We start from the raw sequence: 24,641 nt of genomic DNA on the forward strand, positions 1-24,641 counted from the left end.
GAGCGGGTGCGCACGGCCGTGCAGAAGGCGATCGACCGCGGGTCCTACGCCTCGACGGTCTTCGGCGCCGAGTACCCGGCGGTCACCGGTGTCTACAACACGACGACCCCGTACTCCGTGGACCACTCCGACGCGCTGGCGTTCGATCCCGACGGAGCGGCGGAGCTGCTCGACGAGGCGGGCTGGGTGCTCGGAGACGACGGCTACCGCTCGAAGGGCGGCGAGGCTCACGCTCTCGGTGCCGATCGTCACCCAGTTCGGCGCGGGCGACCAGCTGATCCAGGACCAGTTGAAGCAGGTCGGCATCGAGCCCGAGCTGAACGTGATCACCAACGCGCAGCGCGCCGAGGTGCTCGGCAGCGGGCAGTACGACCTCATCTCGACCTACTACACGCGAGCGGATCCCGGAGTGATCCAGTGGATCGTCGACGCGCGCGTCGCCGGGTCGAAGGCGCAGGCGCTCAACAACTTCGCGCCCGAGCAGGCGACGGAGGTGCAGGCGCTGCTCGACGAGGGCGTGCAGACGATCGACCTCGACGGCACGCGCGGCGGTGTACGCCGAGCTGCAGGAGTACCTGATCGACAACGCGCTCGTGCTGCCCTTCGCCGAGCGGGTGCAGCTGGCGGGCGTCTCCTCGAGCGTGCACGGCTTCCGCTTCACCTCGGAGTCGTTCGGCGACTTCGCCGACGCGTGGATCCAGCGATGACGATCGCTCCAGGCGGCGCCGGCCGGGACCCGGGTGCGCTCGGCGCCCTCAGGTCTCGGCCGCTACCTGGCCGGGAGGATCGCCCAGGCCGTGCTGGTGCTCTGGGCCGCGTACACCCTCACGTTCGCGGTGCTCTGGCTGCTGCCGAGCCGATCCGCTGGCACTGCTCCTCTCGGCGAACAACGTGGAGCTCGACTCCCTGTCGCCGCAGCAGCTCGCCGAGGCGCAGGCGCGCTACGGCCTCGATCAGCCGGTGTGGCAGCAGTACGCGGGCATGCTGGCCGACGCGCTGCGCGGCGACTTCGGCACGTCGATCACCAAGGGGATCCCGGTCACCGAGCTGATCGCCCAGAAACTGCCGGGCACCCTCCAGCTCAGCGCGCTCGCCATCGGCCTCGCGCTGATCGGCGGGACCGCTGCTCGCGTACCTGGCGGCGTACGCAGTGGCGGCCGCTGAAGGTCGTGCTCGGCCGGCTCCCGTCGGCGGGGTCGCGCTCCCGGCTTCTGGATCGGGCTCCTGCTCGTGCAGTTCTTCGCCTTCACGCTGCACCTGCTGCCCTCCACGGGCAGCGCGACTCCGGCGGGTCTCGATCCTGCCGGCGGTCACGATGGCGATCCCGACCTCGGCGATGCTGGCCCAGGTGCTCACCCGCAGCTTCGCCGACGTGCAGGCGGAGTCGTACATCACGACTGCGCGCGCCAAGGGCCTGGGCCGCGGGGCGGTGCAGTGGCGGCACGCGTTCCGCAACGCCTCGCTGCCGACCCTCACGATCCTGGGCGTCCTCGCGGGCAACACGGTCACCGGCGCGATCGTGGCCGAGACGATCTTCGCCCGGCAGGGCATCGGCACCCTCGCCCAGGAGTCGGTGCTCACCCAGGACGTGCCGGTGGTGCAGGCGATCGTCGTGCTCGCCGCCGCGGTCTTCGTGGGCATCAACCTGCTCGTCGACCTGCTCTACCCGCTCCTGGATCCGCGCATCACCCACACCTCGAAGGCGGCTCGACCATGACGCTCGAACTCACCCGGCCCGGGGCGGCCGTCACGACCGCCCCGGCGACCGCTCTCCGTCGCCGTCCCGCACGGGCGGGGCGCGAGACGGCGCAGGACGCTCCGACTCCTCCTGCGCCGCCCCGGCTTCCTCCCTGGCGCTCGCCTTCGCGGTCTTCGTGCTGCTCTCGGCGATCGCGCCGGCGCTGTTCACCGCCTACGACCCGTTCGCGACCGCTCCGGCGGACAAGCTGCAGGCGCCGAGCCCCGCCCACCTCTTCGGCACCGACGAGCTCGGACGCGATCTCTTCGCCCGGGTGCTGCACGGGGGAGCACTGACGATCCAGGCGACGGTCGTCGCGCTCGCCATCGCGCTCGTCGGCGGTCTCGCCCTCGGGGTCGTCTCGGGCTACGCCGGCGGAGTGGTGGACGCCGTGATCATGCGCGTGGTCGACGTCCTGCTCGCCGTCCCCGGGCTGCTGCTCGCCCTCGCGATCGTCACGGCGATCGGATTCGGGACGCTGCCCGTCGCCCTCGCGGTCGGCATCGGCATCCTGCCCGGCTTCGCGCGGACGACCCGCGCCGAGGTGCTCCGGGTGAAGACGCTGCCCTACGTCGAGGCGGCGCGGACGGGCGGCGCGACCCGCCTGCGGGTGCTCGTGCGGCACGTGCTGCCGAACTCCTGGGGTCCGGTCGCGGTCCTCGCCGTCCTCGACCTCGGCACGGCGATCATCGCGGTCGCCGCGCTGAGCTTCCTCGGCTTCGGTGCCGCTCCGCCCGCCGCCGAGTGGGGCACCCTCATCTCGACCGGGCGCAACTACCTCGTCACCAGCCCGTGGCTCTCGCTCCTGCCCGGGCTCTTCGTCGGACTCCTCGTCTTCTCGCTCAACCACGTCGCCAAGACCGTCGAGGAGGTGCAGCGCGATGAGCGCCCTGGTCCGTCTCGATCACCTGGCTGTCGCGTACGACGGGCAGCCGGTCGTGCACGACGTGTCGCTCGAGATCGCGCCCGGGGAGATCGTGGCGGTCGTCGGGAGTCGGGGTCGGGCAAGTCGACGACGGCGAACGCCCTGCTGGGACTGCTGCCCGCGAACGGGCGCGTCACCGGCGGCTCGATCACGATCGGCGGAGCCGACGTCACCGCGGCGTCCGAGAAGGAGCTGCGCCGGCTCCGCGGCCGCGTCGTCGCCCTCGTGCCGCAGGACCCGATGGTCGGGCTGAACCCGACGCTCCGGATCGGCGCCCAGGTCGCCGAGGCCGTGCGCCTGCGCGGAGTCGACCGCCGCTCGGTGCCCGCCGAGGTGCGCGAGGCACTCGAGCAGGCGGGCATCGACGATCCCGACCTGCGCGCGCGGCAGTACCCGCACCAGCTCTCGGGCGGACTCCGCCAGCGAGCGCTCATCGCGATCGCCCTCGCCGGGAAGCCGCGGCTGATCATCGCCGACGAGCCCACCTCGGCCCTCGACGTGACCGTGCAGAAGCGGATCCTCGACCACCTGCAGTCGCTGGTCCGCGAGCAGGGCATCTCGCTGCTGATCATCACGCACGACCTCGCCGTGGCCGCCGACCGCGCCGACCGCGTGCTCGTGATGCGCGCCGGTCGCGTGGTGGAGCAGGGCACGCCCGAGCGGATCCTGGTCGCCCCGCGCGAGGAGTGCACCCGCGCCCTGATCGCCGCCGCTCCCGGGCTCGGGCACGGCGGCACGATCGTGCCGCGGTTCACGCGCGTCGAGCCGGCTCCCGAGGTGCTCCGGATCGAGAACGCGGTGAAGGAGTACGCGCTGCCGGGGCGCCGAGCCGGCTTCCGCGCGCTCGACGACGTCTCCTTCTCGCTCCACGCCGGGCGCACGCTCGCCCTGATGGGGGAGTCCGGATCGGGCAAGACCACCGCGCTGCGCGTCGCCCTCGGTCTCGTCGCGCCGACCAGCGGTCGCGTGCTCGTGGAGGGCGTCGACGTGACCGGAGCGCGCGAGCGGCAGTGGCGACCGCTGCGCCGCCGGATCCAGCTCGTCCACCAGAACCCGTTCGCCGCCCTCGATCCGCGCTTCACCGTGCTCGAGTCGGTGATCGAGCCGCTCGTCTCCTTCCGGGTCGGCGACCGGGCCTCGCGGATCGAGCGCGCGCGGGAGCTGCTGGACCGCGTCGGCCTGCCCGCCTCGTCCCTTCGCGCCTGCCCGCCGAGCTCTCGGGCGGCCAGCGTCAGCGGGTGGCGATCGCCCGGGCGCTCGCCCTCGGCCCGGACCTCGTGCTGCTCGACGAGCCCGTCTCGGCCCTCGACGTCTCGGTGCAGGCGCAGATCCTCGCCCTGCTCGTCGAGCTGCAGCAGGACCTCGGAGTGGCGTACCTGTTCGTCTCGCACGACCTCGCCGTCGTCGCCGACGTGGCGCACGAGGTGGTCGTGCTGAACCGGGGGCGCGTGGAGGAGACGGGCACGACCGCCCGCGTCTTCGGCGCGCCCGAGGCCGAGTACACGCGCGCGCTCCTGGCCGCGGTCCCGGGCGCCCGTGTCTCGGCAGTCCCGGCATGAGCGGCCGCATCGTCGTCATCGGGGCGGGCGCCGTCGGCTCCGTCCTCGCCGCCCAGCTGCACCTCGCCGGGCACGCCGTGGTCCTCGTCGCCCGCGGCGAGCAGCTCCGCGTGCTGCGCGAGCGGGGCTGAAGCTGCGCCGTCCCTCCGGAGACGAGACCGTCGCGGTCCCGGTCGCCTCGGGCCCGGAGGAGGTCGCTCCCACCCGCGGCGACGTGCTCGTGCTCGCGGTCAAGGCGCAGGACGCCGCGGCGGCGCTCGCCGAGTGGGCCTGGACGCCGCTCGCGGGAGGAGGCGCGGGGGCGGAGCTCCCGGTGCTGACCCTGCAGAACGGCCTCGCGGCCGAGGACGCGGCGCTGCGCCGCTTCCGCGATGTCTTCGGCGTCTCGATCGGCATCGCCGCGAGCTTCCTCGCACCGGGCGAGGTCGTCTCGCCGTCCTTCCCGACCGTCGGGGTCCTCTGGATCGGGCGGTACCCGGACGCGCTCGACCCGCGCGCCGAGGAGTACGCCGCGCTCCTGCGCAGCGCCGGATTCGCCGCGCGCGCCGTGCCCGGCATCAGCGCCTGGAAAGCGCGGAAGCTGATCGTCAACACCGCGAACGGCCTCGACCTCTTCGCCGGGAGCGACGACGAGCGGACGCGGGCGCGCACGGCGCTCGCCGCGGAGGCGCGTGCCGTGCTGCTCGCCGACGGCCGCGCGATCGCCGAGGACGACGGCACCCGCCTCGTCGTCGAGCCCGTCCCCGGTCACGTCCCCGGCCGCCTCTCGACCTGGCAGAGCTTCGCCCGCGGAGCCGGCAGCGAGGTCGACCTGCTGACCGGAGAGATCGTGCTGCTCTCCCGGCGCACCGGCGTCCCCGCTCCACTCAACGAGCGCCTCCAGCACCTGCTCGGCCTGCGCGGGGCGGAGGCGGCCCGCACGCCGCTCGCCCTCGCCGAGCTCCTGGATCCCGTCCCCGTCCCCACCGTTTCAGAGAGGGTCCCCGCATGACCGTCACCGCCCCCGCCGCCACCACCGCCCCCGTCCTCGCCTTCGACGAGCCGGACGGGATCGCCCCGCGCGGCACCCTCGTCGTCCTCGCCGGCCGCGGCGAGACTCCGGCCGTCTACGAGCGCTTCGGCACCCGGATCGCCCGCGACGCCTACCGGGTCCGCGTCCTCGGCGACGCGACGGCCGCGGGCACGGTCGACGCCGCACGCGCCCTGCTCGCCGACCGCTCGCTCGCCGCTCCCGTCGTGCTCGTCGGCTCCGACGCCGGAGCGGCGGTCGCCCTCGAGATCGCCGCCACCGCGGAGGTCGACGCCGTCGTGGTCGCAGGACTGCCGGTCCGCTCCGGGGGCGCGGCCGTCGGCGACCGCACGGCCTGCCCGAACCATGCGGGCGTGCTCGAGCGCGAGACCGGCTCCGCTCCCACCGTCGTCCTCCCGCCCGAGCTGCTCGCGGTGGCGGCGAGCGCCGTCCGGGCGCCGCTGCTGGCGCTGCACGGCGATGCCGACCCGGTCAGCCCCGTCGACGAGGCCGTCGCGGTGCTCCGGACAGCCCCGCACGCCGAGATCCACCTCGTCGCGGGCGGACGCCACGACGTCCTCAACGACGTGTCGCACCGCTCCGTCGCCGCGACAGTCGTGCTGTTCCTCGAGCGGGTGAAGGCCTCGCCCGAGGGGGCTCCCCTCGTCGTGCGGGCCGGAGCATGAGCGCCGTCGACGTGGAGGTGGTCCGCGCCGACCGCTCGGGCTGGTCCCCGGGCGGAGTGCCGGCGGGCGTCGTCCGCGCCCGCTCGGTCGACGAGGTGCGCGCGACCCTCGCCCACGCCTCCCTGCACGGCCTCCCTGTCGTGACCCGCGGCGCCGCCTCCGGACTCGCCGGCGGAGCCAGCGCGGGGAGGGGGCCCTGGTGCTCGACGTCTCGGGTCTGGACCGCATCCTCTCGATCGACCCCGTCGACCAGATCGCGCGCGTCGAGCCCGGAGTGATCACCGCCGACCTCGACCGTGCGGCGGCCGAGCACGGCTCCTCTACGCCCCCGATCCGGGCAGCGTCGAGATCTCGACGATCGGCGGCACCATCGCGACCAACGCCGGGGGTCTGCGCGGGGCGAAGTACGGCGTCACCCGCGACGCCGTGCTCGCCCTGGACGTGGTCCTCGCCGACGGCTCGCTCGTGCACGTCGGCCGCGACACCTTGAAGGGCGTCGTCGGTCTCGACCTCACCGCGCTTCTCGTGGGCTCGGAGGGGAGTCTGGGCGTGATCGTCGGCGCCACGCTCCGTCTCCTGCCGCGGCCCCGCTCCACGGCCACCGCCGCCGCCTACTTCACCGACGTCGCCGCCGGTGCCGAGGCCGCGACCGCCCTCGCACGGGCGGGGCTCCGGCCCAGCGTCCTCGAGCTCGTCGACGACCGCACGCTCGGGGCCATCGACGCGCTGCGCGGCACCGGCCTCGCCCTGCACGGCGGCGCCTTCCTGCTGGTGCAGACCGACGGCTTCGGAGCGGCGGAGGAGATCGAGGCCGTGCGCTCCGTCCTCGCCCCCACCGCCGTGAGCGTCGAGACGACGCTCGATCCCGCGGAGGGACTCGCCCTCGCCTCGGCCCGCCGCGACGCCCTCCCGGCGATCGAGGCGCGCGGGCGGGTCCTCATCGAGGACATCGCCGTGCCGCGGTCCCGGCTCGCCGAGGCGATCCGGAGGGTGCACGCGATCGCGGACGGCACCGGCGCCGACGTGTACGTCTTCGCCCACGCGGGCGACGGCAACCTGCACCCGATCATCCGACTCCGCGACGACTCCGAGGCCGCCCGCCTCCAGGCCGAGGCAGCCGCCGACGCGGTGTTCGCCCTCGCCCTCGAACTCGGCGGAACGGTCAGCGGCGAGCACGGCGTCGGAGTGCTCAAGCGCGAGTGGGCCCGCCGCGAGCTCGGCCCCGAGGTCGTCGCCCTGCAGCGCGCGCTGCGGCGGGTCTTCGATCCGCAGGGCATCCTGAATCCCGGAACAGCGCTGTGAGCGCGCCCTCGAAAGGACCGTCATGACCGACATCCCCGCCTGCAGCTCCGTGCTCGTCGCACCCGACGAGCTCGAGGCGGCCCTCGCCTCGCCCGCGCCGCCGCTCGTCCTCGACGTGCGCTGGCGGCTCGATCGCCCCGACGGGCGCCCCGCCTTCCTCGAGGGCCACGTGCCCGGCGCCGTCTACGTCGACCTCGATCACGAGCTCGCGCAGCACGGCGCACCGGAGGAGGGCCGGCACCCGCTGCCCTCCGTCGACCGGCTGCAGGAGGCGGCGCGGCGCTGGGGCTTCGCCAGGGGCAGCCCGTCGTCGTCTACGACGACCTGAAGAACCTGTCCGCCGCCCGCGCCTGGTGGCTGCTCCGCTACGCGGGAGTCGCCGACGTGCGCCTGCTCGACGGATCCCTCCGGGCCTGGACCGCCTCGGGCCGCCCCTCGAGACCGGACCCGTCGAGACCGCCGCGGGCGACGTCGAGCTGCGCTACGGAGCACTCCCGGTGCTCGACATCGACGAGGCCGCGGCCCTGCCCGAGCACGGCGTGCTGCTCGACGCCCGGGCGCCGGAGCGCTTCCGCGGCGAGGTCGAGCCGATCGATCCGCGCGCGGGGCACATCCCCGGCGCGCGCAATGCTCCGGCCACGGCGAACGTCGACGAGAGCGGCCGCTTCCTCCCGGCCGACGAGCTGCGCGCCCGCTTCGGAGTCCCTCGGCGTCACCGCGTCGGCACCCGTGGGCGTCTACTGCGGCTCCGGAGTGACGGCCGCGGCCGACGCGGTCGCCCTCACGCTCGCGGGCTTCGCCCCGCAGGTGTTCCCGGGCTCCTGGTCGCAGTGGTCGAGCACGCCCGGCCGCCCGGTGGCCGTCGGCGAGGACTGAGCCGGGCGGAACGCCGGAGCGGCCGCCCTCGGACCCCGAGGACGGCCGCTCTCGCGTTCGAGCGGGTCAGCCCAGGCGCGAGTGCTCGCCGAGGTGGTGCCAGGTGCGGTTGTGGTAGACGAGCGGAGCCGCGGCGTCCGAGTCCTCCGGCACGTGCGCCTCGAGGGCGTGCACCGCGACGATCGTCGACGAGCCCGCCTCCATGCGGTTGATGACGGTGCCCCGGATCCACGCCGCGGCGGCCGGGAAGTACGGCTCGCCGGTGGGCAGTCGCGACCAGAGCGACGTGTCGGCGAAGCGGTCGATGCCGCTGGTCGAGCCCAGGCGGGCGAGGTCGAGCTGCTGCGCCCCGAGCAGGTGCACGACGAGCGTCTCGGAGGCGCGGATCGCGGGCGTGCTCGAGGAGGCGGCGGACAGCGAGGAAGACGAAGAGCGGGGGCTCGGCGCTGACCGAGAACACCGACGTCGCGGTCAGCGCGACGGGTCCGGTGCCCGGGTCGGCCGTGATCAGGGCGACGCCGGCGGCGTGATTGCGGAACGCGAGCTTGAACTCCTCCGGCGACAGGCCGGCGAAGGCGGCGCGGTGGTGCCCGCTCGCATCGGCGTCGGAGGTGGTGGCGAGGTTCTCACGGCTCATCGGAGACTCCTGATCGCTCGGGGTGCGGCGCGGCGACCGGGACGGCTCCGCCTCCGTGCCGCAGCACGGTCCCTCCAGCCTGTCGTACCGGCCGGGGCCGCTCGGGCCGCATTGCGGAGTATGACACCGGCTCCTGCAGGTCCCCTCGGCATCCCGCAACCGGTGGCACAGGATCGGACGCCCGCGCAGACTCGGAGCATGGCCCACCGCGTCCGCGAGTCCTCCGCCCGCCCCGAGAGCAAGACCTGCGCCTCCTGCGCGGGCGCGAGATCCAGTGGCGCGCGAAGTGGGCGCGCGACTGGGAGAACGTGAAGTACCGCTCCGACGCCTGCCGCCGCCGCGGCTGGGGCCGGAGGAGGCGCGGCTGGAGGACGAGATCCGGACCGTCCTGCTCGCCCGGGCCGCGTCCTCGACCGCCTGCCCGTCGGAGGTGGCGCGGAAGGTCGGCGGCGAGGACTGGCGCCCCCTGATGGAACCGGTGCGCCGCGCCGCGCGCCGACTCGTCGACCGCGGCGAGATCGACATCGTCCAGGGCGGGCAGATCGTCGATCCGTCCCGCGCGAAGGGGCCGATCCGCCTCCGCCGCCGCCCCGGCGGTCCCCTGTCGCCGGGCGGCGCCGCGGGCTAGCGTGGGGGATGCCCCGAGACGCCGTCGTCCTCACCGTCCCCGGACCGCACGGCGAGCGGGAGGTGCGGCTCCGAGCCCCGATCGGGTGCTCTACCCGGAGCCGGGGATCACGAAGCGCGAGGTCGCCGAGTACCTGATCGCGGTGGGCGACGCGTTCGTGGCGGCCAACGGCGACCGGCCGATCTCGCTGCAGCGCTTCTCCTCCGGGATCGACGGCGAGCAGTTCTTCTCCGAAGAACCCGCCGAAGGGCGCACCCGAGTACGTGCGCTCGGTGCCGGTGACCTACCCGAGCGGCCGCGTGCATCCGCAGCTCGTGATCGACGAGCCGGCCGTCGCGGTCTGGGCCGCCCAGATGAACACGCTCGTCTTCCACCCGTGGGCCTCGCGCGCCGAGGACTCCGACCACCCCGACCAGCTGCGCATCGATCTCGACCCGCAGCCGGGCACCGGAGTCGCCGAGGCGGTCCGCGCCGCGCACGGTGCTCCGCGAGGTCCTCCGCGAGGCCGGGCTCGAGCCGTTCGTCAAGACCTCCGGCAACCGGGGTCTGCACGTGTTCGCGCCGATCGTGCCCGAGCACGAGTTCCTGGTGGTCCGGCACGCGGTGATCGCCGCCGCCCGCGAGCTCGAGCGCCGGATGCCCCGGGACGTCACCACCGCGTGGTGGAAGGAGGAGCGCGGCGAGCGCCTCTTCGTCGACTTCAACCAGGCGAACCGCGACCGCACGATCGCCGGCGCCTACAGTCCCCGCCCATTGCCGCACGCGCCGGTCTCCTGCCCCGTGGAGTGGGACGAGCTCGACGGTGTCGATCCGACGGCGTTCACGATCCGCACCGTGCCCGACCGGCTCCGCGAGACGGGCGATCCGTGGGCCCGCATGCACGACGCGCCGGGGACGCCCGAGACGCTGCTGGCCTGGTGGGAGCGGGACGTCGCGGCCGGGCTCGGCGAGCTGCCCTTCCCGCCCGACTTCCCCAAGATGCCGGGGGAGCCGCCCCGCGTGCAGCCCAGCCGCGCGAAGAAGACGGCCGACTGAGTCTCAGCCCAGCACGTCCTGCAGGTCGTAGGCGACCGGCTGCTCGAGCTGCTCGAACGTGCACGAGCGCGCCTCGCGGTCCGGGCGCCAGCGCTCGAACTGCACGGTGTGCCGGAAGCGGTCGCCCTCGCGCTGGTCGTAGCGGACCTCGAGCACGCGGATCGGCCGCAGGCGGACGAAGGACGTGTCCCTCCCGTTCGAGAACCGGCTCCGCTCGCCGTCGCCGCGCACGGGCTCCCCGGCCTCGTCGCGCTCCACCGCGTCGGCGAGCTCCTCGACGAGCCCGAGCCGGCGGGCGTCGGTGAAGGCGGAGGCGCCGCCGACCTGCCGCAGCTCGCCGTCGGAGTCGAACAGGCCCAGGAGGAGGGAGCCGACACCGGGCTTGGACGTGTGCTCGCGGTACCCGATCGCGACGACGTCGGCCGTGCGGTGGTGCTTCACCTTGAGCATCGTGCGCTTCCCCGGGGCGTAGCCGGGCTCCCAGCGGCTTGGCGATCACCTCGTCGAGCCCCGCGCCCTCGAAGCGGTCGAGCCAGTCGCGGGCCAGCGCCTCGTCGGAGGTGGTGCGTCCGAGGTGGAGCGGATGCGGCACGCCGTCGAGCAGGTCGGCGAGCGCGGTGCGGCGCGCCGAGTACGGCTCCTCGAGCAGCGAACGCCCGCCGACGGCCAGGAGGTCGAAGGCGACGAGCATGGCAGGAGTCTCGGCGGAGAGGGTCCGGACCCTGCTCGCCGCGGGTGGATGCGCTGCGAGAGGAGGTCCCAGTCGAGCCGCTGCGCGCCCTCCGGCCCGGTCGCCAGCACGATCTCGCCGTCGACGACGCAGCCGTCGGGGAGGAGGCGGGGCGAGGGCCTCGACGAGCTCGGGGAAGTAGCGCGTCAGCGGCTTGGAGCCGCGGCTGCCGATCTCGACGACGCCGTCGGCGATCGAGACGATCGCGCGGAATCCGTCCCACTTGGGCTCGTAGGAGAAGCCGCCCGCGACGCTGTCCTGCGCGGGGACGGCGGCGACCGCCTTGGCGAGCATGGGGGCGATCGGGAGCGGGAACGGGAGGTCCATCCCCGGATCATCCCGGCCGCACCGGTTCCGCGCACCCCCGCGCGGGGTCGAGCGGAGGAGGCGACACGCGGGACTCCCGTGCCCCCAGCGTTTCGTTTCGCGCCACTGCACCGCAAGACTGTGCCCATGCACAGGTGGGGACGCGCTTCCGCAGCGCACGACGGACCAAGCCGATCGACCGGAGGGGCTCCGAAGAGGAGACATGACCCTCGGACGACGGAACGAGCCCCGGACGGAGCGTGCGCTGATGGCGCGCGCGACGACCGCGGCCCGACGTCTGCTCTCCTTCGTGCGCCCCGGTGCCGACGCGGAGCCGGATCGCTCCGAGCCCGACCACCGCGGCGCCACTGCTCACGGGAGCGCCGTGCCGCCCCGGCCGCCCGCCCCGCAGCCCGAGCAGCCCCGCGAACTCCCCGTGTTCGAGGTAGCCGCGCCCGTTCTCGGCGAGACGTGCGAGCTCGACGCCGACGCGATCGAGTTCCCGAACCCGGCGGTCGCCGACTTCGTCCCCGACCTCTCCCGACCCCGCGCCGCCGCCTTCAAGCAGGAGCGGACGCCCCGCGACGTGCCCGCCCGCTCCGAGGTGCCGGTGCCCGTCCTCGAGGTCGATCCCACGCGACCGGAGCCGGACGAGGCGCCGACCGTGCACGAGGTCGACCACGCCGTCGTCGCCCCGGCGCTGCTCGCTCCGGCGCTCGCCGCAGGCGGAGGGGCCGTCGCGCCGGTCATCGGAGAGGTCTGCGAGCTCGACACCGACCACGTCGAGTTCCCGCACCCGGCCGTGGCGTCCTTCGTCCCCGCGGAGGGTCGTCGTCGGGGAGCGTTCGGAGCCGGCGCGGCCCCGCAGCCGACGGCACCCGCGGAGCCCGTCGTCGCGCCGGCGCCGGTCGTCGTGCCGGAGCCCGTCGCCGAGCCGGAGCCCGAGCCCGAGCTCACGCCGGAGCCGGAGCCGATGCCCGTCGTGGCGCCCGAACCCGCTCCTGATCCGGAGCCCGTCATCGAGCCGGAGTCGGAGCCTCTCGTCGCGCCCGAGCCGGAGCCCGAGGTCCCCGTTGCCCCCGAGCCGGAGCCGGCGCGCTTCGTCGAGCCCGAGCCCCTCGTCGCGCCCGAGCCGCCGGCCGCCCCGGCGCCGTTCGTCGCGCCGGTGCCCGTGCCGCACCGTCCGTCGCCTCCGTCCGTCTTCCCGGAGCCCGTCCGCCCCGAGCCCGCCGTCTCGCCCGAGCCGCCCACCGCCCCGCTGACGGAGCCCGACGAGGACCTCCGTCCCTCCGCCGACGCACCGCCCCCGCCCGTCGCCGCTTCGGCGCACCAGTGGTACGGCGCGCCCGTCGATGCCCAGCCGTCGCCGTCCTCGCGCGGCCGTCGCCGCGCCCTCGTGATCGGCGCCGGGATCGGCGCCGCCGTCCTCGTCCTCGGCGGAGCCCTCGTCGCCGTCCCCCTGCTCACGCAGGGCGGGGACGACGCGGCGGAGCCCGTCGCCGCGGCACCCGGCACCACGGAGGCGGCCGTCGCGTGGGTCGCCTCCTCGCTCGACCCCGACTCCGTGCTCCTCGTCGAGGACGCCCTCGTCACCGACGTCACCGACGCCGGCTTCCCGGGCGACACCGTCGTCTCGGAGTCGACCCTCACGGCCGCCGCGCCGGACTCGGCCTGGCGCGCGGCGGACTACGTCCTCGCGACGCCCGCGCTCGGGCGAGCGCGTCCGGCGAGGCCGAGACCGCGCTGGCCAACTCCGAGGCGGTCGCCGCCTTCGGCAGCGGCGGGTCCGCCGTGGAGGTGCGCCGGGTGCTCGACGAGGGGATCGACCAGGCCGCCGCCGCAGCCGCCGTCCTCACCGCCGCTCGCGCGTCGGCCGGAGGGCAGCTCGCCGCGAATCCGGCGCTCACCACGACTCCCGCCGCGCGCGCTCTGCTCGAGCAGGGCCGGGTCGACGCCCGCCTGCTCCTGCTGCTGGGTCAGCAGCTCGCCTCCGCGCCGCTCTCGGTCGCCGACTTCCCCGTCGGACCGAACGAGACCGACGGAGTGCGCCACCTCCTGGTCCTGTCCGGCTACAACGGGGCCGGCGTGCCCGCGGACCCCACCGCCACCGCCGAGGCCACGACGTGGCTCGGCAGCCAATCGGGGGAGTTCGTCCCCACCTCCGTCGAGTCGACCCCCCAGGGCCTGCTCGTCACCCTCGACCTCGACGAGCCGACCGGGCTGCTCCCGGGCGCGCCGTAAGGCACCACCTCACCCGAAGGACCTCTCATGCACCCGTTCGCCCCCTCCTCCCGCCGCCGCTCCTGGGCCGCGATCGCCGTCGCCGCGGTGTCCGCCGCGACGCTCCTCGGAGCGGCCCCCGCCTCGGCCGCGGAGCAGGGGACCGGATGGGTGCGGGTCGCGCACCTCTCGCCCGACACGAAGTCGGTCGACGTGACCCTGACGTCGCTGGCGGGCGGCGGCGCCGCGTTCGAGCTCGACGACGTCGCGTACGGAGCGGTTTCGCCCTACTGGACCCTGCAGCCCGGCACCTACGTCGTCTCGATGGTGCCCTCCGACGCACCCGAGGGCACGTCGCCCGTCATCGAGCAGTCCGTCGACGTGTCAGCGGGCACTCCGCTCACCGTCGCCGCTCTGGGCCGGAACGCCGTACTGCGCACCACCGTCTTCACCGATGATCTGACGCCCCCGGCCGACGGGCAGGCCCGCGTGCGGGTGATCCAGGCCTCCACGACGGCCTCGCAGGTCGACGTCGCCACCACCACCGGCACCGCTCTGGCCACCGACGCCGCGCAGGGGACCGCCACCCCGTACACGAGCGTGCCCGCGGGCCCCTGGAGCCTGGACCTCTCCGCCGGCAGCGTCTCGGCGACCGCCGACCTCGACCTGGCTCCCGGTTCCGTGGCGTCCTCTTCGTCCTCGACGACGCGAGCTCGGGACTGGTCGTCTCCCCGGTCCTCGACTCCGCCGCGGTGGGCGATCTCCCCGTCGGCGGCATCCAGACCGGTGGCGGAGCGACCGCCGTGCACGTCTCCTCCGCGCAGGGTCCGGCGGTCCCCGGACTGCTCGGCGTCGTCTCCGTCCTCGGCCTGATCGCGGGAGCGGTCGCCCTGCTCGCGCGTCGCACCCGTCTCGGCGGCCGGACGAGCTGATGCGCGTCGCCGCGCACGCCGCAGGCCTCGTCGCGGCGCTCCTGCTCCTCGCCGGCTGCTCGGGCGCCCCGGGGGCGGGCGCGCCCGAGGGAGCTCCCCGGTCGCCTCGAGCACTGCGCCGTCGCCGACCGCGCCCGCGACGCCCGGACCCGGTGCCGCCGGAGCGCTGCAGGACCCCGTCTCCGCCGCCGCACCGGCCCGCTCCTCGGTCGTCCCCGTGCGCGTGGTCGTCCCCGCGCTCGGGGTCGACTCCACCCTCGAGTCGCTGACCAGGGACGGCACGGGCTGGATCCAGCCCCCGGTCGCGGTCGACGAGGCCGGCTGGTACCGCGACGGAGTGGTCCCCGGCGACATCGGGCCCGCGGTGATCGCGGGTCACGTCGACTCCCGCATCGGCCCCGGGGTCTTCCTCGACCTCGCCTCCCTCGTCCCGGGCGACACGGTGGACGTCGTGCTCTCCGACGGCAGCACGCGCACCTTCGCGGTCACGGGCTCCGTGACGGTGCCCAAGGAGGACTTCCCGACGGAGGACGTCTACGGCCCGCAGCCGACCGCCCAGCTGCGCCTGATCACCTGCGGCGGCGTCTTCGACGACTCCTACGGCCACTACGTCGACAACGTCGTCGTCTCGGCCGAGCGGGTCGCCTTGACGTCCCGCGACTCGCAGCAGGCTCCGTGGTTCGGCGCGTACCTCCCGGGGTATGAGCACCACTTGGAAGCGCTGGGCGCCCGCTGCGGCCGTCCCCCTGGTCGTCGTCGCCGCGGCCGTCGCCCTGCCCCTCTCCGCGAGCGCCGCCGGGGACCTCCCCGAGAAGTCCGCCTCCGAGCTGCTGAGCTTCGTCGCCGAGAACGACGTCACCGCGTTCTCCGGCGACATCGAGCAGACCTCCGACCTCGGGCTGCCCGATCTGTCCGCGCTCGGGTCGGCCGCGGGCGGAGCGCCCGACTCCGAGGCCTCCGCAGTCGACGCCCTGATGGAGCTCGCCACCGGCTCGCACGAGGCGCGGGTCTTCGTCGACGCCGACCGCGGCGCCCGGCTCCAGGTCCTCGACCGCCTCGCCGAGCGCGACGTCGTCGCGACGAAGGGCGAGGGCGTCTGGGTCTACGACTCCGCCGAGAACACCGCCACCCACTTCCTGCCCCCGGAGTCGGACGGCACGGCCCCCGAGGCCGTCCCGCCGACCGAGGTGCCGACGCCCTCGAGCGTCGCCGAGCAGCTCCTCGCGAGCATCGATCCCACGACGACCGTCGCCGTCGGCTCCGACGTCGAGGTCGCCGGGCGGGACGCCTACGAGCTGGTCCTCACGCCGCGCGACGGCACGACCCTCGTCGGCTCCGTGACGGTCTCGATCGACGGAGAAACCGGGCTCCCGCTCGGCGTCGCCGTCACGGCCCGCGGAGGCACGGCCCCCGCGTTCAGCGTCGCGTACTCGAGCATCGACTTCGACGCTCCCGACGCGGCGATGCTGTCGTTCACCCCGCCCGCCGGTGCCGAGGTCACCGAGAAGGCCGCGCCCGTGCACGAGGCGCCCGAGCCCGGCGCGGTCGAGCCCGGTGCCGTCGAGCCCCAGGAGCCCGGGGCCGACGGATCCCAGGTCGTCACGACCGGTAGCGGCTGGGCGACCGTCGTCGAGCTGCCCGCCGGCGGCACCGGAGCGCTCGGCGCCCTCGACGCCGTGACCACCCCCGTCACCGGGGGCCGCGCCCTCGAGTCGGCCCTCGTCTCGGTGCTGCTGACCGACGACGGCCGCGTCCTCGCCGGAGCGGTCCCCGTCGACGTCCTGGTCGACGCGGCCGGTCGGTGACCGCGGCCGACCTCGCGGTCGAGACCCGCGGCCTCACCAAGCGCTTCGGGCGTCAGGAGGCCGTCTCGGGTCTCGACCTGGCGGTTCCGCGCGGGGCCGTGTTCGGCTTCCTCGGGCCCAACGGCTCCGGCAAGACCACGACCATCCGGATGCTCCTGGCCCTCGCCGCACCGACGGAGGGGAGCATCACCGTCCTCGGCGAGAGCATGCCCCGGCGCTCGGCCGATGTGCTCCCGCGGGTCGGCGCCCTGGTCGAGGGGCCCGGCTTCTACCCGTTCCTCTCGGGTGCGGCCAACCTGCGTCGCTTCGACGCCGCCGAGGCCGGCACCTCGTCGCGCACCCGCCGGGCGCGCGTCGACGAGGCGCTCGCCCGCGTCGGGCTGGGCGCCGCCGCCCGCAAGAAGGTCGGCTCCTACTCGCTCGGCATGAAGCAGCGGCTCGGCATCGCCGTCGCCCTCCTCTCCCCGCGGGATCTCATCGTGCTCGACGAGCCCACCAACGGCCTCGACCCGCAGGGCACCCGCGAGGTGCGGTCGCTCGTGCGCAGCCTCAACGCCGACGGCACGACCGTGCTGGTCTCCAGCCACCTCCTCGCCGAGATCGAGCAGCTCTGCACCCACGCCGCCGTGATGCGGACGGGACGCCTCGTGGCTCAGGGAGGGCTCGACGAGCTCCGCGGGGACGCCGCTGCGATCGAGCTCGTCACCCCCGATCCCGAGCGGGCGCAGCGGAGCCTCGCGCAGCTGGGGCTGGTGCCTCGACCGCGCCCGGAGGCCATCCCTCCGACCCGCCCGTCGTCCTCGCCGCGATGCCTCCGGGACTCGCCGCCGAGTCCGTCGTCGCCGCGCTGGTCGCGGACGACGTGCGCGTGCGCGGCTTCGCCGTGCGCCGCCCCTCGCTCGAGGAGCGATTCGTCGAGCTGACCGGGGAGGGATTCGATGTCGAGCGCTGACCCCGCGATCGCCGTGCGCCGCTCCCGCGGGGGAGCGGGCGGGCTCCTGCTCTCGGAGCTCGCGCTGCTGTTCCGCCGCCGCCGCACGTGGGCGCTCCTGGCGGCCCTCGCGGCGATCCCTTGCTGCTCGCCGTGGCCGTCCGGCTGTCGGGCGAGGGCGGTGGCCCGTCCTTCGTCGGAGCGATCGGCGGCAACGGCCTGTTCACCGGGTTCGCGGCCGTCACCGTCGCCGTGCCGCTCTTCCTGCCGTTGACCGTCGGAGTGGTCGCCGGCGACGCGATCGCGGGCGAGGCGTCGCTCGGGACGCTCCGCTACCTCCTCGTCACCCCGGTCGGGCGGCTCCGCCTGCTCGCGGTCAAGTTCGCGGCCTCGCTCGCCTTCTGCCTCGCCGCCGCCCTCACGGTGATGGTGGTCGGCATCCTGATCGGCTTCGCGCTGTTCCCCGTCGGGCCGGTGACGCTGCTGTCCGGCAGCACGGTGCCGCTGGCCGACGCCGTCGCACGCGCGCTGGCGATCGCCGTCTACGTGGCCCTCTCGCTCGTCGGACTCGCCGCGATCGGCCTGTTCGTCTCGACGCTGACCGACGTGCCCGTCGGCGCCATGGCCGCCACCGTGGTCGTGTCGATCGCGGCGCAGATCGTCGGCTCCCTCTCGCAGCTCGACGCGCTGCATCCGTTCCTCTTCACCGACCGGTGGTTCGACTTCGCCGACCTGCTGCGCGACCCGATCGCGTGGAGCTCGTTCGGCGAGAACGCGCTCCTGCAGCTCGCGTACGTCGCCGTCTTCGGCGCCCTGGCGGCCGGCCGATTCACGACCCGCGACATCCTGTCCTGACGCTGGCCGCAGGAACACGAGAGGCCGCCTCCCGCTGGAGCGGGGAGGCGGCCTCTCGACGGTTCAGCGGACTCAGCCCTGCGCGGCGAGCCCGAAGCTGACGGTGCCGCTGTCGTCGACCTGCGCGTCGAGCACCTTGTCGCCGAGGGCGACCGAGGCGGCGACGTCGAGGAAGACGCGGGCGCCGTCCTGCTCCACCACCGCGTCGGTGGTCTCCGGAGCGGCCGCGACCGCGACCGCGAAGTTCTGGGCGTCGAGGTCGTTCCCGCTGATGCGCAGGCCTCCCTCGACAGGGGTCTCGGTCTGTCCCGTGATGGTCTTGACGACGGTGCTGGCGTTGTCGGTGAGCGTGAGCATCGGTCGTTCCTTTCCGTCCGTGGTCGATGAGACGGCCACGATTCCGAGAACCGCCGTGCGTCTCAAGCCGGGGGAGCGGATGTGGAGGGATGCACACCTGAGCGGCCTGCTCGCTCACCTGCGACACTGTCCGGATGCACCCCGCCGACGCCTGCCCGTGCGGAAGCCGCCGCCACTACGCCGACTGCTGCCGCCCCGCCCACCTCGGCGAGACCCCGTCGCCCACCGCCGAGCGCCTGATGCGCAGCCGCTACAGCGCGAACGTGCTCGGCAGTGCTCCGTACCTGCTCGCGAGCTGGCACCCGTCGACCCGGCCCGCGCGCATCGACCTCGACGACGGCGTCCGTTGGCGCCGTCTGCAGATCGTCGACACGGCTCGCGGAGAGGAGGGCGCCGTCGACGGGCTCGTCGAGTTCCGCGCGTCCTACCGCTCGTCCGAGGGCGTCGGCCTCGTGCACGAGCGCAGCCGGTTCGTCCGCGAGGACGGGCGCTGGTACTACGTCGACGGCGACCTCCTCGACGACGAGTCCTGATCGGGGTCTTCCGGACACCTCGCCCGCGGCGCCCGCCCTCGTCCTACGCTGAGGGCATGGCCCAGGAATTCCGTCGAGCGGACGACGCCTCCCGCTACGAGCTGCACCAGGACGGCGCCCTCGTCGGCGTCCTCGACTACCGCGAGAACGAGAAGGCGGTGTCGCTCGTGCGCTCCTTCACCTCGCCGCCGTTCCGCGGCCGGGGCCACGCCGGGGAACTCGTGGCGTTCGCGGTGGCGGACATCGAGTCCTCCGGCGATCGCCGGGTGGTGCCGCTCTGCTGGTACGTCGGCCAGTGGTTCGACGAGCACCCCGAGAAGGCGCACCTGCTCACCCGCGGGGGCTGAGCCTCACTCCCGGACGAGCGGCTCGACCCCTTCGAGATCGGGTCGCAGGCCGATGTCGACCAGGCGGATGCGCCCGGCGAACGCATCACCGGGCGGCAGCAGGAGCCCCGCCTTGATCGCCCCGAAGGTGACGGTCACGTCAGCGCGCAGGACGACCGGATCGGGCACGCCGCCGTCGTCCGGTCCGACGCCGCTGGGCAGATCGACCGCGACGACGACGGGCGGGTGCTCGCGGTCGGTGAGCGCATCGATCACCGTCGCGACGATCTCGCGCGGCCGTCCCGTCAGAGCGGGGTGGCGGGTGCCGATGCCGAGGATCCCGTCGACGACGACGTCCGCCTTCGCGACCGCCGCCAGCAGAGCGCGCACATCGTCGGCCTGCACGCGGTCGCAGCCCTCGTCGAGCGCGACCGCGAGGCCGCGCTGGTGCCAGCGGTCCGCGGTGAGCACCAGCAGCACGTCGACTCCGGAGGACGCCACCTCGGCGGCCGCGTAGAGGGCGTCTCCGCCGTTGTTCCCCGGCCCCACCAGCACGAGAACCGTTCCGGGCCCGCGCCGGTCGCGTCGCCCGGCGAGCAGTGCGCGGATCTCGCGCGCCAGACCGTCCGCAGCCCGCTGCATCAGCGGTTCGCGCCGGGCGAGGTGCGGCGCCTCTGCGGCCCGCACCTGCGCGGCGGAGTAGCCCTCGACCATCCCTCCACTGTGCGCTCCGAGGGGCGGTTCGGCAAGTCCGGTCCGGTGCTCGACAGCGGACGATCGCCGGGTTCGGCGGAGGTGAGGGAATGTCAGTGGTCGCTGGTTCACTCCTCGTGGGGCGGGGGAGCGATCAGAGGAGGTGGCGGGTGTGGCGAGCGGGTTCGAGAGCGACGAGCGAGAACAGTCGTCGGGGTCGGAGTCGGGGCTCGCGGAGGTGCGCGGGCGCGGTGATCGGGCGGATCGGCTGGTGCGTTCGGTGGCGCCGGTGCTGCTGGCGGCGGCGGAGGAGCTGCATGAGGGGCATCGGGTGGCGGTGAGGTGTCCGGAGGCGTTCGCGCGGGGGTTGTCGCGGAGCGAGTCGGATGATCTGGTGGAGCGGTCGGTCCGGGCCGAGCTGGCGGTCGCGCTGGGGGTGTCGGAGCGGGTGGTGTCGCGGGAGCTGCTGCACGCGCAGCTGCTGGTGGAGGATCTGGCGTGCATGCGGGCGCTCCTCGAGTCGGCGCAGGTGTGGTGGGAGGCGGGTCAGGTGATCTGCGCGGTCGCAGCGACGCTGCCTCCGGAGTCGCGGGCGGTGTTCGATGCGCGGTCGCGCCGCTGGCCGTCGAGCTGACGCCCACGCAGTTGCGGCGTCGGGTCGCGCGACTGCGGGACGAACTGCATGCGGAGCCTCTGACGGTGCGGCATGCGCGTGCTCGGGAGGATCGCGCGGTGTGGGTGGTGCCGGAGGTGGACGGCATGGCGATGCTGTGCGCGCTGCTGCCGGCTCCGGTGGCGGCGGGGCGTTCGCGCGGCTCGATCGCATCGCCCGCTGCCTGCGCGAGAGCGCGGAGAGCGGGCGGGCGGACGGGGACGGGCGCACGCTGTCGCAGCTGCGCGCGGACGCCCTCGCTGATCTGCTGTGCGACGGGGACGTCGCGGGCACCGCTCCCGGCGCCGGACCGGCGGACTCGACGTTCGTGCCGGGGTGCGCGCCGAGGTGCGGCTGACCCTGGCCGCGAGCACCGCTGCCGGACTCGACGACGCGCCCGCGGTGCTCGACGGCTACGGCCTGGTCCCTGCCGGAGCCGCCCGCGAGCTGGTCGGGGTCGCCGCGTCGTTCACCCGGGTCCTGACCGATCCGCAGACCGGGGCGGTGGTGTCGGTCTGGCGCACGCACCGGGTGCCTCCGCCGCAGATGCGCCTCGCGCTGCAGCTGCGGGATCAGACCTGCCGCTTCCCCGGCTGCACCCGCGTCGCGGCCCGGACGGAGGCGGATCACACGATCGAGTGGCGCCATGGCGGAGAGACCGCCCTCGAGAACCTCGCCTCGCTCTGCATCGCCCACCACCACGTCCGCCACGGCGACCGCTGGACCTACGTCCTCCACCCCGACGGCACCGCCGACTGGACCACCCCCACCGGACGCCGCATCACCACGAGACCACCCGCCCTCATCCCCGAGCTCGCCACCACCGCGCGCTCGCCACGCTTCCAGGAGTCCCCACGGCCGTTCTGAGGGTGCTGGCGGATGGCCGAGCCGGCCGCCGGGTGCAGCGGAGAGAGCGTCCTCCGGCATTCCGAGCAACTCCCGGGCGCTGCCGCGCCGCTCCTGAGCGCCCGGACCGCCGGCATCCCGTTGAGATGCTCGCCTTCTTCCGGCGCGCCCCGTCGGTTCGAGGCCCGAGCCGCCGGCGAGCACAGCTGCTCAGGACGACTGCACCGCCCGATCCGCCTCCTCCACGATCGCCCGCATCGCGGTCTCGGCGGACTCCCCGTCCCCCTCGGCGACAGCCGATGCGACCGCGCGGTGCAATCGCACGGCCTCGCTGTCCGCCTCGCGCGGCATGAGCGCGTTCCGGGTGCGTCCGGCGAGCACCTCGGCCACCAGGTCGGCGAGCTGCGCGAGCATCCGATTGCCGGACGCGGCCAGGAGGGTCCGGTGGAAGGCCGTGTCGGCGGCGAGGTAGGCGCTCTCGTCCGCCGAACCGGCGTTCGCCGACATCGTCCGGACCGAGTCCACCAGCGCCTCCCGCTGCGCGGGGGTCACGTTCACCGCCGCGAGCCGCGCGGCCAGCGGCTCGACGCCCAGGCGGAGCTGGCTGAGCTGATGCAGCTGCCGCTGGCGGTCCGGTCCGTCCAGACTCCAGCCGATCACGCGGGGATCCAGTGCGTTCCACGACTCCTGGGGCTCCACCCGGTGCCGGAGCGGCGCCGCGAGGTGACCAGTCCGAGGGACTCCAGCACACGGACGGCCTCGCGCATCACCGACCGGGACACGCCCCGGCGCTCCGCCCGCTCGTCGGCGCTGAACGCCGTTCCCGGCTCCAGCTCCCCGCGCACGATCTGCGAGCCGAGCTCGTCGAGCACCGAGTGGTGCAGGGAGGGCGGCGTCGCGGTCATGGGGACATCCTCCCAAGTCCGCTCGACGCCGCGCCAATCATCGGACATAATCTTCGAGCACACCGGTTATGTCGGACATAACGCTCCTCAGGAGCCGTCCGGCCGCCGTCGGATCGACCAAGGACGCTCATGACACCGACTCTTCCCTCCTCCTCCGCGCCGCGGGCGAGGAGGTCAGCACCACCGCTCCGCAGGGGCAACTGATCCTCGCCGCGATCCTCGGCATCGCCGTGATCGTCGTGCTGATCACCTGGCTCAAGCTGCACCCCTTCGTCTCGCTGCTGATCGGCGCACTCACCACCGGTCTCGTCGCGGCGATGGCCCCCGCCGACGCCGTGGCGAGCTTCGCGCTCGGCTTCGGCAACACCATGGGCGGCGTCGGCATCCTCATCGGCCTCGGAGCCATGTACGGCAAGCTCCTCGCCGATTCCGGCGGCGCCGACCGCATCGTCGACACCCTGATCGCCCGCTCCAGCACTCGGGCACTCGCCCTGGATGATGGGCTTCGTCGGCGCGCTGATCGGCCTGCCGATGTTCTTCGAGGTCGGCCTCGTGCTGCTCATCCCCGTCGTCATCCTGGTCGCCCGCCGAAGCGGCCTGCCCCTGATGAAGGTGGCGATCCCGACGCTCGCCGGCCTCTCCGTCATGCACGGCCTCGTGCCTCCGCACCTGGGCCCGCTCGTCGCCATCGACGCCCTCGGAGCGAACCTCGGAGTCACCCTCGCGTTCGGCGTCCTGGTCGCGATCCCGACCGTCGTCGTCGCCGGCCCGCTCTTCGGCCGCCTCGCGGCGAAGTGGGCGCCCGTCGAGACGCCGCCGCTGTTCGGCGAGGGAGCCGGCGACGCCCGCGAGCACCGCCCCGGCTTCGTCGCCGCGGTCGCGAGCATCCTGCTGCCCGTCGTGCTCATGCTCGGCAAGGCCGTCGCCGACATCGCCGCTCCGGGATCCGACGACGCGTGGAAGTCCCTGCTCGACTTCCTCGGCACTCCGACCATCGCCCTCGCCATCGCGCTGCTGGCCGGTCTGGTGCTGCTCGGGCGCGGCGGCCGGATGAACCGCTCCGAGCTGCAGGACTCGCTCTCCAGCTCCCTCCCGCCCATCGCCGGGATCCTGCTGATCGTCGGCGCCGGCGGCGGATTCAAGCAGGTCCTGGTCGACACCGGCATCGGCAGCGTCGTCGCTCAGCTCGCCGAGGGGAGCGGAGCGTCCGCGCTCCTGCTCGCCTGGCTCGTCGCGGTCGTCATCCGCATCGCCACCGGCTCGGCGACGGTCGCCACCGTGACCGCCGCAGGGATCCTCCAGCCTCTGACCGAGACGATGGACGGACCGATGGTCGCCCTCATGGTGCTCGCGATCGGCGCCGGATCGGTGTTCCTGTCCCATGTCAACGACGCGGGCTTCTGGCTCGTCAAGGAGTACCTGGGACTCAGCATCGGCCAGACACTGAAGACCTGGACCGTGATGGAGTGCCTGGTCTCGGTGACCGGGCTCGCCGGGGTGCTCGTGATCGGTCTGTTCGTAGGAGGTCTCTGATGTCGCAGCCGCTCACCGCGCCTGTCCGCGCGATCGTCGTCATGGGGGTGTCCGGCAGTGGGAAGTCCACCGTCGCCGCCCTGCTCGCCGGTTTCCTGCACTGGAGCTTCCTCGAGGGCGACGACCTGCATCCGCGCTCCAACGTCGAGAAGATGGCGGCAGGAACGCCTCTGACCGACGTCGACCGGGGCCGTGGCTCGCCGAGATCGCCCGAGAGGTCGACGAGCGGATCGGCAACGGCCGCCCTGTCGTCGTCACCTGCTCGGCTCTGCGCCGCAGCTACCGCGACATCCTCCGCCGCGACGACCTGGTGTTCGTGCACCTCGCCGGGTCGAAGGAGGTCGTCGCCGACCGTCTGGCCTCGCGGCTCGACCACTTCATGCCGGCGGCGCTCCTGGACTCGCAGTTCGGCCTGCTCGAGCCCCTCGGCGACGACGAGCGTCACATCGCGGTCGACGTCGGCAGGGCTCCGGAGGAGGAGATCGCGGAGATCGTCGAGCGGCTCGGTCTGAGCTGATCGAGCCGGTCGAGGCCGAGCAGCGCGGATCCGGGTGGTCGTGGTCCTTGTCTGCAACAGCGCCGAGGAGGACACTCTGGTCTCGTGGGAAGAAGGCCCGATGTC

At 74.3% G+C, this 24,641-nt stretch carries 27 protein-coding genes and 11 pseudogenes; 30 read left to right on the forward strand and 8 right to left on the reverse strand.

All coding sequences use genetic code 11. From position 1 onward, the window contains the following. Positions 1–6 precede the first annotated feature (6 nt). The 12 genes and pseudogenes from AC0CII_RS03230 (at position 7) to AC0CII_RS03285 (ending at position 8,095) form a co-directional block, all read left to right on the forward strand. Positions 7–579 carry an ABC transporter substrate-binding protein gene (locus AC0CII_RS03230; protein WP_465229024.1) on the forward strand — a complete coding sequence of 191 codons (573 nt, stop codon included), beginning with the start codon at positions 7–9 and terminating at the stop codon, positions 577–579. A gap of 402 nt (positions 580–981) precedes the next feature. Then, a complete protein-coding gene (locus tag AC0CII_RS03235; protein ID WP_465228670.1) occupies positions 982–1,164 on the forward strand; it encodes a hypothetical protein in 183 nt (60 codons plus the stop codon). Continuing rightward, entirely contained in the window at positions 1,151–1,717 is a 567-nt protein-coding gene (locus tag AC0CII_RS03240) for an ABC transporter permease subunit (RefSeq protein WP_465228671.1), read from the forward strand. The genes AC0CII_RS03235 and AC0CII_RS03240 overlap by 14 nt, the downstream gene beginning before the upstream one ends. A 418-nt stretch (positions 1,718–2,135) precedes the next feature. Further along, positions 2,136–3,791 (forward strand): annotated as a pseudogene (locus tag AC0CII_RS03245) (ATP-binding cassette domain-containing protein); the annotation flags it as partial. A 302-nt stretch (positions 3,792–4,093) separates the two neighbouring features. Next, on the forward strand, positions 4,094–4,222 hold the full coding sequence (locus AC0CII_RS03250; RefSeq protein ID WP_465229097.1) for a hypothetical protein: 129 nt from the start codon (positions 4,094–4,096) through the stop codon (positions 4,220–4,222). Next, positions 4,219–4,631, forward strand: a pseudogene (locus tag AC0CII_RS03255) (ketopantoate reductase family protein); the annotation flags it as partial. The gene AC0CII_RS03250 and the pseudogene AC0CII_RS03255, both read left to right, overlap by 4 nt. Before the next feature lie 138 nt (positions 4,632–4,769). Further along, on the forward strand, positions 4,770–5,213 hold the full coding sequence (locus tag AC0CII_RS03260) for a ketopantoate reductase family protein (protein ID WP_465229025.1): 444 nt from the start codon (positions 4,770–4,772) through the stop codon (positions 5,211–5,213). Next, on the forward strand, positions 5,210–5,917 hold the full coding sequence (locus AC0CII_RS03265; protein WP_465226008.1) for an alpha/beta hydrolase: 708 nt from the start codon (positions 5,210–5,212) through the stop codon (positions 5,915–5,917). Before AC0CII_RS03260 ends, AC0CII_RS03265 begins: the two co-directional genes overlap by 4 nt. After that, complete coding sequence (locus AC0CII_RS03270) at positions 5,914–6,195, forward strand: FAD-binding protein (RefSeq protein WP_465228672.1); 282 nt, start codon at positions 5,914–5,916, stop codon at positions 6,193–6,195. Before AC0CII_RS03265 ends, AC0CII_RS03270 begins: the two co-directional genes overlap by 4 nt. Beyond that, positions 6,117–6,334: pseudogene (locus AC0CII_RS03275) on the forward strand (FAD-binding oxidoreductase); the annotation flags it as partial. The gene AC0CII_RS03270 and the pseudogene AC0CII_RS03275, both read left to right, overlap by 79 nt. Before the next feature lie 9 nt (positions 6,335–6,343). Next, positions 6,344–7,219 (forward strand): FAD-binding oxidoreductase, encoded by an 876-nt coding sequence (locus AC0CII_RS03280; protein ID WP_465229026.1) that lies wholly within the window; start codon positions 6,344–6,346, stop codon positions 7,217–7,219. Positions 7,220–7,241: 22 nt separating this feature from the next. Beyond that, positions 7,242–8,095, forward strand: a pseudogene (locus tag AC0CII_RS03285) (sulfurtransferase). Positions 8,096–8,161: 66 nt separating this feature from the next. Here AC0CII_RS03285 and AC0CII_RS03290 read toward each other — a convergent pair. Then, a pseudogene (locus tag AC0CII_RS03290) lies at positions 8,162–8,732 on the reverse strand (flavin reductase family protein). Between the two features lie 269 nt (positions 8,733–9,001). Between AC0CII_RS03290 and AC0CII_RS03295 the strand changes: the two are divergent. From AC0CII_RS03295 to ligD, 3 genes and pseudogenes are all read left to right on the forward strand, one after another. Further along, complete coding sequence (locus AC0CII_RS03295) at positions 9,002–9,202, forward strand: DUF2256 domain-containing protein (RefSeq protein WP_465229027.1); 201 nt, start codon at positions 9,002–9,004, stop codon at positions 9,200–9,202. Further along, positions 9,109–9,360: a DUF3253 domain-containing protein gene (locus tag AC0CII_RS03300; RefSeq protein WP_465229028.1), complete on the forward strand. Its 252-nt coding sequence runs from the start codon at positions 9,109–9,111 to the stop codon at positions 9,358–9,360. Before AC0CII_RS03295 ends, AC0CII_RS03300 begins: the two co-directional genes overlap by 94 nt. Before the next feature lie 8 nt (positions 9,361–9,368). Further along, a pseudogene (ligD, locus tag AC0CII_RS03305) lies at positions 9,369–10,395 on the forward strand (non-homologous end-joining DNA ligase). A gap of 3 nt (positions 10,396–10,398) precedes the next feature. On the opposite strand, the gene AC0CII_RS03310 reads toward ligD, so the two are convergent. The 3 genes and pseudogenes from AC0CII_RS03310 to AC0CII_RS03320 all read right to left on the reverse strand — a co-directional run bounded on the left by AC0CII_RS03310 (position 10,399) and on the right by AC0CII_RS03320 (position 12,898). Further along, positions 10,399–10,845 (reverse strand): ATP dependent DNA ligase, encoded by a 447-nt coding sequence (locus AC0CII_RS03310; RefSeq protein WP_465228673.1) that lies wholly within the window; start codon positions 10,843–10,845, stop codon positions 10,399–10,401. Between the two features lie 67 nt (positions 10,846–10,912). After that, a pseudogene (locus tag AC0CII_RS03315) lies at positions 10,913–11,656 on the reverse strand (ATP-dependent DNA ligase); the annotation flags it as partial. A 147-nt stretch (positions 11,657–11,803) separates the two neighbouring features. Next, a complete protein-coding gene (locus tag AC0CII_RS03320) occupies positions 11,804–12,898 on the reverse strand; it encodes a hypothetical protein (protein ID WP_465228674.1) in 1,095 nt (364 codons plus the stop codon). A 66-nt stretch (positions 12,899–12,964) separates the two neighbouring features. Here AC0CII_RS03320 and AC0CII_RS03325 point away from each other — a divergent pair, with 66 nt between their 5' ends. From AC0CII_RS03325 to AC0CII_RS03355, 7 genes and pseudogenes are all read left to right on the forward strand, one after another. Then, a complete protein-coding gene (locus AC0CII_RS03325; protein WP_465228675.1) occupies positions 12,965–13,672 on the forward strand; it encodes a hypothetical protein in 708 nt (235 codons plus the stop codon). Positions 13,673–13,699: 27 nt separating this feature from the next. Then, positions 13,700–14,524: a DUF4397 domain-containing protein gene (locus AC0CII_RS03330; protein WP_465228676.1), complete on the forward strand. Its 825-nt coding sequence runs from the start codon at positions 13,700–13,702 to the stop codon at positions 14,522–14,524. A 58-nt stretch (positions 14,525–14,582) separates the two neighbouring features. Then, positions 14,583–14,852, forward strand: coding sequence for a hypothetical protein (locus AC0CII_RS03335; RefSeq protein ID WP_465229098.1), 270 nt, complete (start codon positions 14,583–14,585; stop codon positions 14,850–14,852). After that, positions 14,807–15,166 (forward strand): annotated as a pseudogene (locus AC0CII_RS03340) (sortase domain-containing protein); the annotation flags it as partial. The gene AC0CII_RS03335 and the pseudogene AC0CII_RS03340, both read left to right, overlap by 46 nt. A gap of 118 nt (positions 15,167–15,284) precedes the next feature. Further along, entirely contained in the window at positions 15,285–16,388 is a 1,104-nt protein-coding gene (locus tag AC0CII_RS03345; protein ID WP_465226001.1) for a LolA family protein, read from the forward strand. Then, positions 16,385–17,340, forward strand: a pseudogene (locus tag AC0CII_RS03350) (ABC transporter ATP-binding protein). The gene AC0CII_RS03345 and the pseudogene AC0CII_RS03350 overlap by 4 nt, the downstream one beginning before the upstream one ends. Further along, positions 17,327–18,174: pseudogene (locus AC0CII_RS03355) on the forward strand (ABC transporter permease). The pseudogenes AC0CII_RS03350 and AC0CII_RS03355 overlap by 14 nt, the downstream one beginning before the upstream one ends. Before the next feature lie 72 nt (positions 18,175–18,246). On the opposite strand, the gene AC0CII_RS03360 reads toward AC0CII_RS03355, so the two are convergent. Beyond that, positions 18,247–18,531 (reverse strand): hypothetical protein, encoded by a 285-nt coding sequence (locus tag AC0CII_RS03360; protein WP_207406373.1) that lies wholly within the window; start codon positions 18,529–18,531, stop codon positions 18,247–18,249. A gap of 134 nt (positions 18,532–18,665) precedes the next feature. Here AC0CII_RS03360 and AC0CII_RS03365 point away from each other — a divergent pair, with 134 nt between their 5' ends. Next, a complete protein-coding gene (locus tag AC0CII_RS03365; RefSeq protein ID WP_465225998.1) occupies positions 18,666–19,064 on the forward strand; it encodes a YchJ family protein in 399 nt (132 codons plus the stop codon). Positions 19,065–19,120: 56 nt separating this feature from the next. Beyond that, on the forward strand, positions 19,121–19,411 hold the full coding sequence (locus tag AC0CII_RS03370) for a GNAT family N-acetyltransferase (RefSeq protein WP_465225997.1): 291 nt from the start codon (positions 19,121–19,123) through the stop codon (positions 19,409–19,411). Positions 19,412–19,414: 3 nt separating this feature from the next. On the opposite strand, the gene AC0CII_RS03375 is transcribed toward AC0CII_RS03370, so the two are convergent. Then, positions 19,415–20,104: an NAD(P)H-hydrate epimerase gene (locus AC0CII_RS03375; protein ID WP_465225996.1), complete on the reverse strand. Its 690-nt coding sequence runs from the start codon at positions 20,102–20,104 to the stop codon at positions 19,415–19,417. A 259-nt stretch (positions 20,105–20,363) separates the two neighbouring features. Here AC0CII_RS03375 and AC0CII_RS03380 point away from each other — a divergent pair, with 259 nt between their 5' ends. The 3 genes from AC0CII_RS03380 (at position 20,364) to AC0CII_RS03390 (ending at position 21,602) form a co-directional block, all read left to right on the forward strand. Continuing rightward, on the forward strand, positions 20,364–20,717 hold the full coding sequence (locus AC0CII_RS03380; protein ID WP_465228677.1) for a hypothetical protein: 354 nt from the start codon (positions 20,364–20,366) through the stop codon (positions 20,715–20,717). A gap of 100 nt (positions 20,718–20,817) precedes the next feature. Next, entirely contained in the window at positions 20,818–21,093 is a 276-nt protein-coding gene (locus tag AC0CII_RS03385) for a hypothetical protein (RefSeq protein ID WP_465228678.1), read from the forward strand. Further along, positions 21,072–21,602 carry an HNH endonuclease signature motif containing protein gene (locus AC0CII_RS03390; RefSeq protein WP_465228679.1) on the forward strand — a complete coding sequence of 177 codons (531 nt, stop codon included), beginning with the start codon at positions 21,072–21,074 and terminating at the stop codon, positions 21,600–21,602. The genes AC0CII_RS03385 and AC0CII_RS03390 overlap by 22 nt, the downstream gene beginning before the upstream one ends. A 189-nt stretch (positions 21,603–21,791) precedes the next feature. Here AC0CII_RS03390 and AC0CII_RS03395 read toward each other — a convergent pair whose 3' ends face one another. Together AC0CII_RS03395 and AC0CII_RS03400 are read right to left on the reverse strand one after the other, a co-directional pair. Next, positions 21,792–22,241 (reverse strand): FadR/GntR family transcriptional regulator, encoded by a 450-nt coding sequence (locus AC0CII_RS03395; protein ID WP_465228680.1) that lies wholly within the window; start codon positions 22,239–22,241, stop codon positions 21,792–21,794. Further along, the gene (locus tag AC0CII_RS03400; protein WP_465228681.1) at positions 22,238–22,486 is read right to left on the reverse strand and encodes a FadR/GntR family transcriptional regulator; all 249 of its coding nucleotides are present in this window, start codon (positions 22,484–22,486) and stop codon (positions 22,238–22,240) included. Before AC0CII_RS03400 ends, AC0CII_RS03395 begins: the two co-directional genes overlap by 4 nt. 68 nt (positions 22,487–22,554) lie before the next feature. Between AC0CII_RS03400 and AC0CII_RS03405 the strand changes: the two are divergent. The 3 genes and pseudogenes from AC0CII_RS03405 to AC0CII_RS03415 form a co-directional block, all read left to right on the forward strand. Further along, positions 22,555–22,899: pseudogene (locus AC0CII_RS03405) on the forward strand (GntT/GntP/DsdX family permease); the annotation flags it as partial. Positions 22,900–23,017: 118 nt separating this feature from the next. Then, positions 23,018–24,019 (forward strand): GntT/GntP/DsdX family permease, encoded by a 1,002-nt coding sequence (locus tag AC0CII_RS03410; protein WP_465228682.1) that lies wholly within the window; start codon positions 23,018–23,020, stop codon positions 24,017–24,019. Positions 24,020–24,329: 310 nt separating this feature from the next. Further along, positions 24,330–24,536, forward strand: coding sequence for a hypothetical protein (locus AC0CII_RS03415; RefSeq protein ID WP_465228683.1), 207 nt, complete (start codon positions 24,330–24,332; stop codon positions 24,534–24,536). Positions 24,537–24,641: the final 105 nt, after the last annotated feature.

This window comes from Rathayibacter sp. AC182, assembly GCF_979253875.1.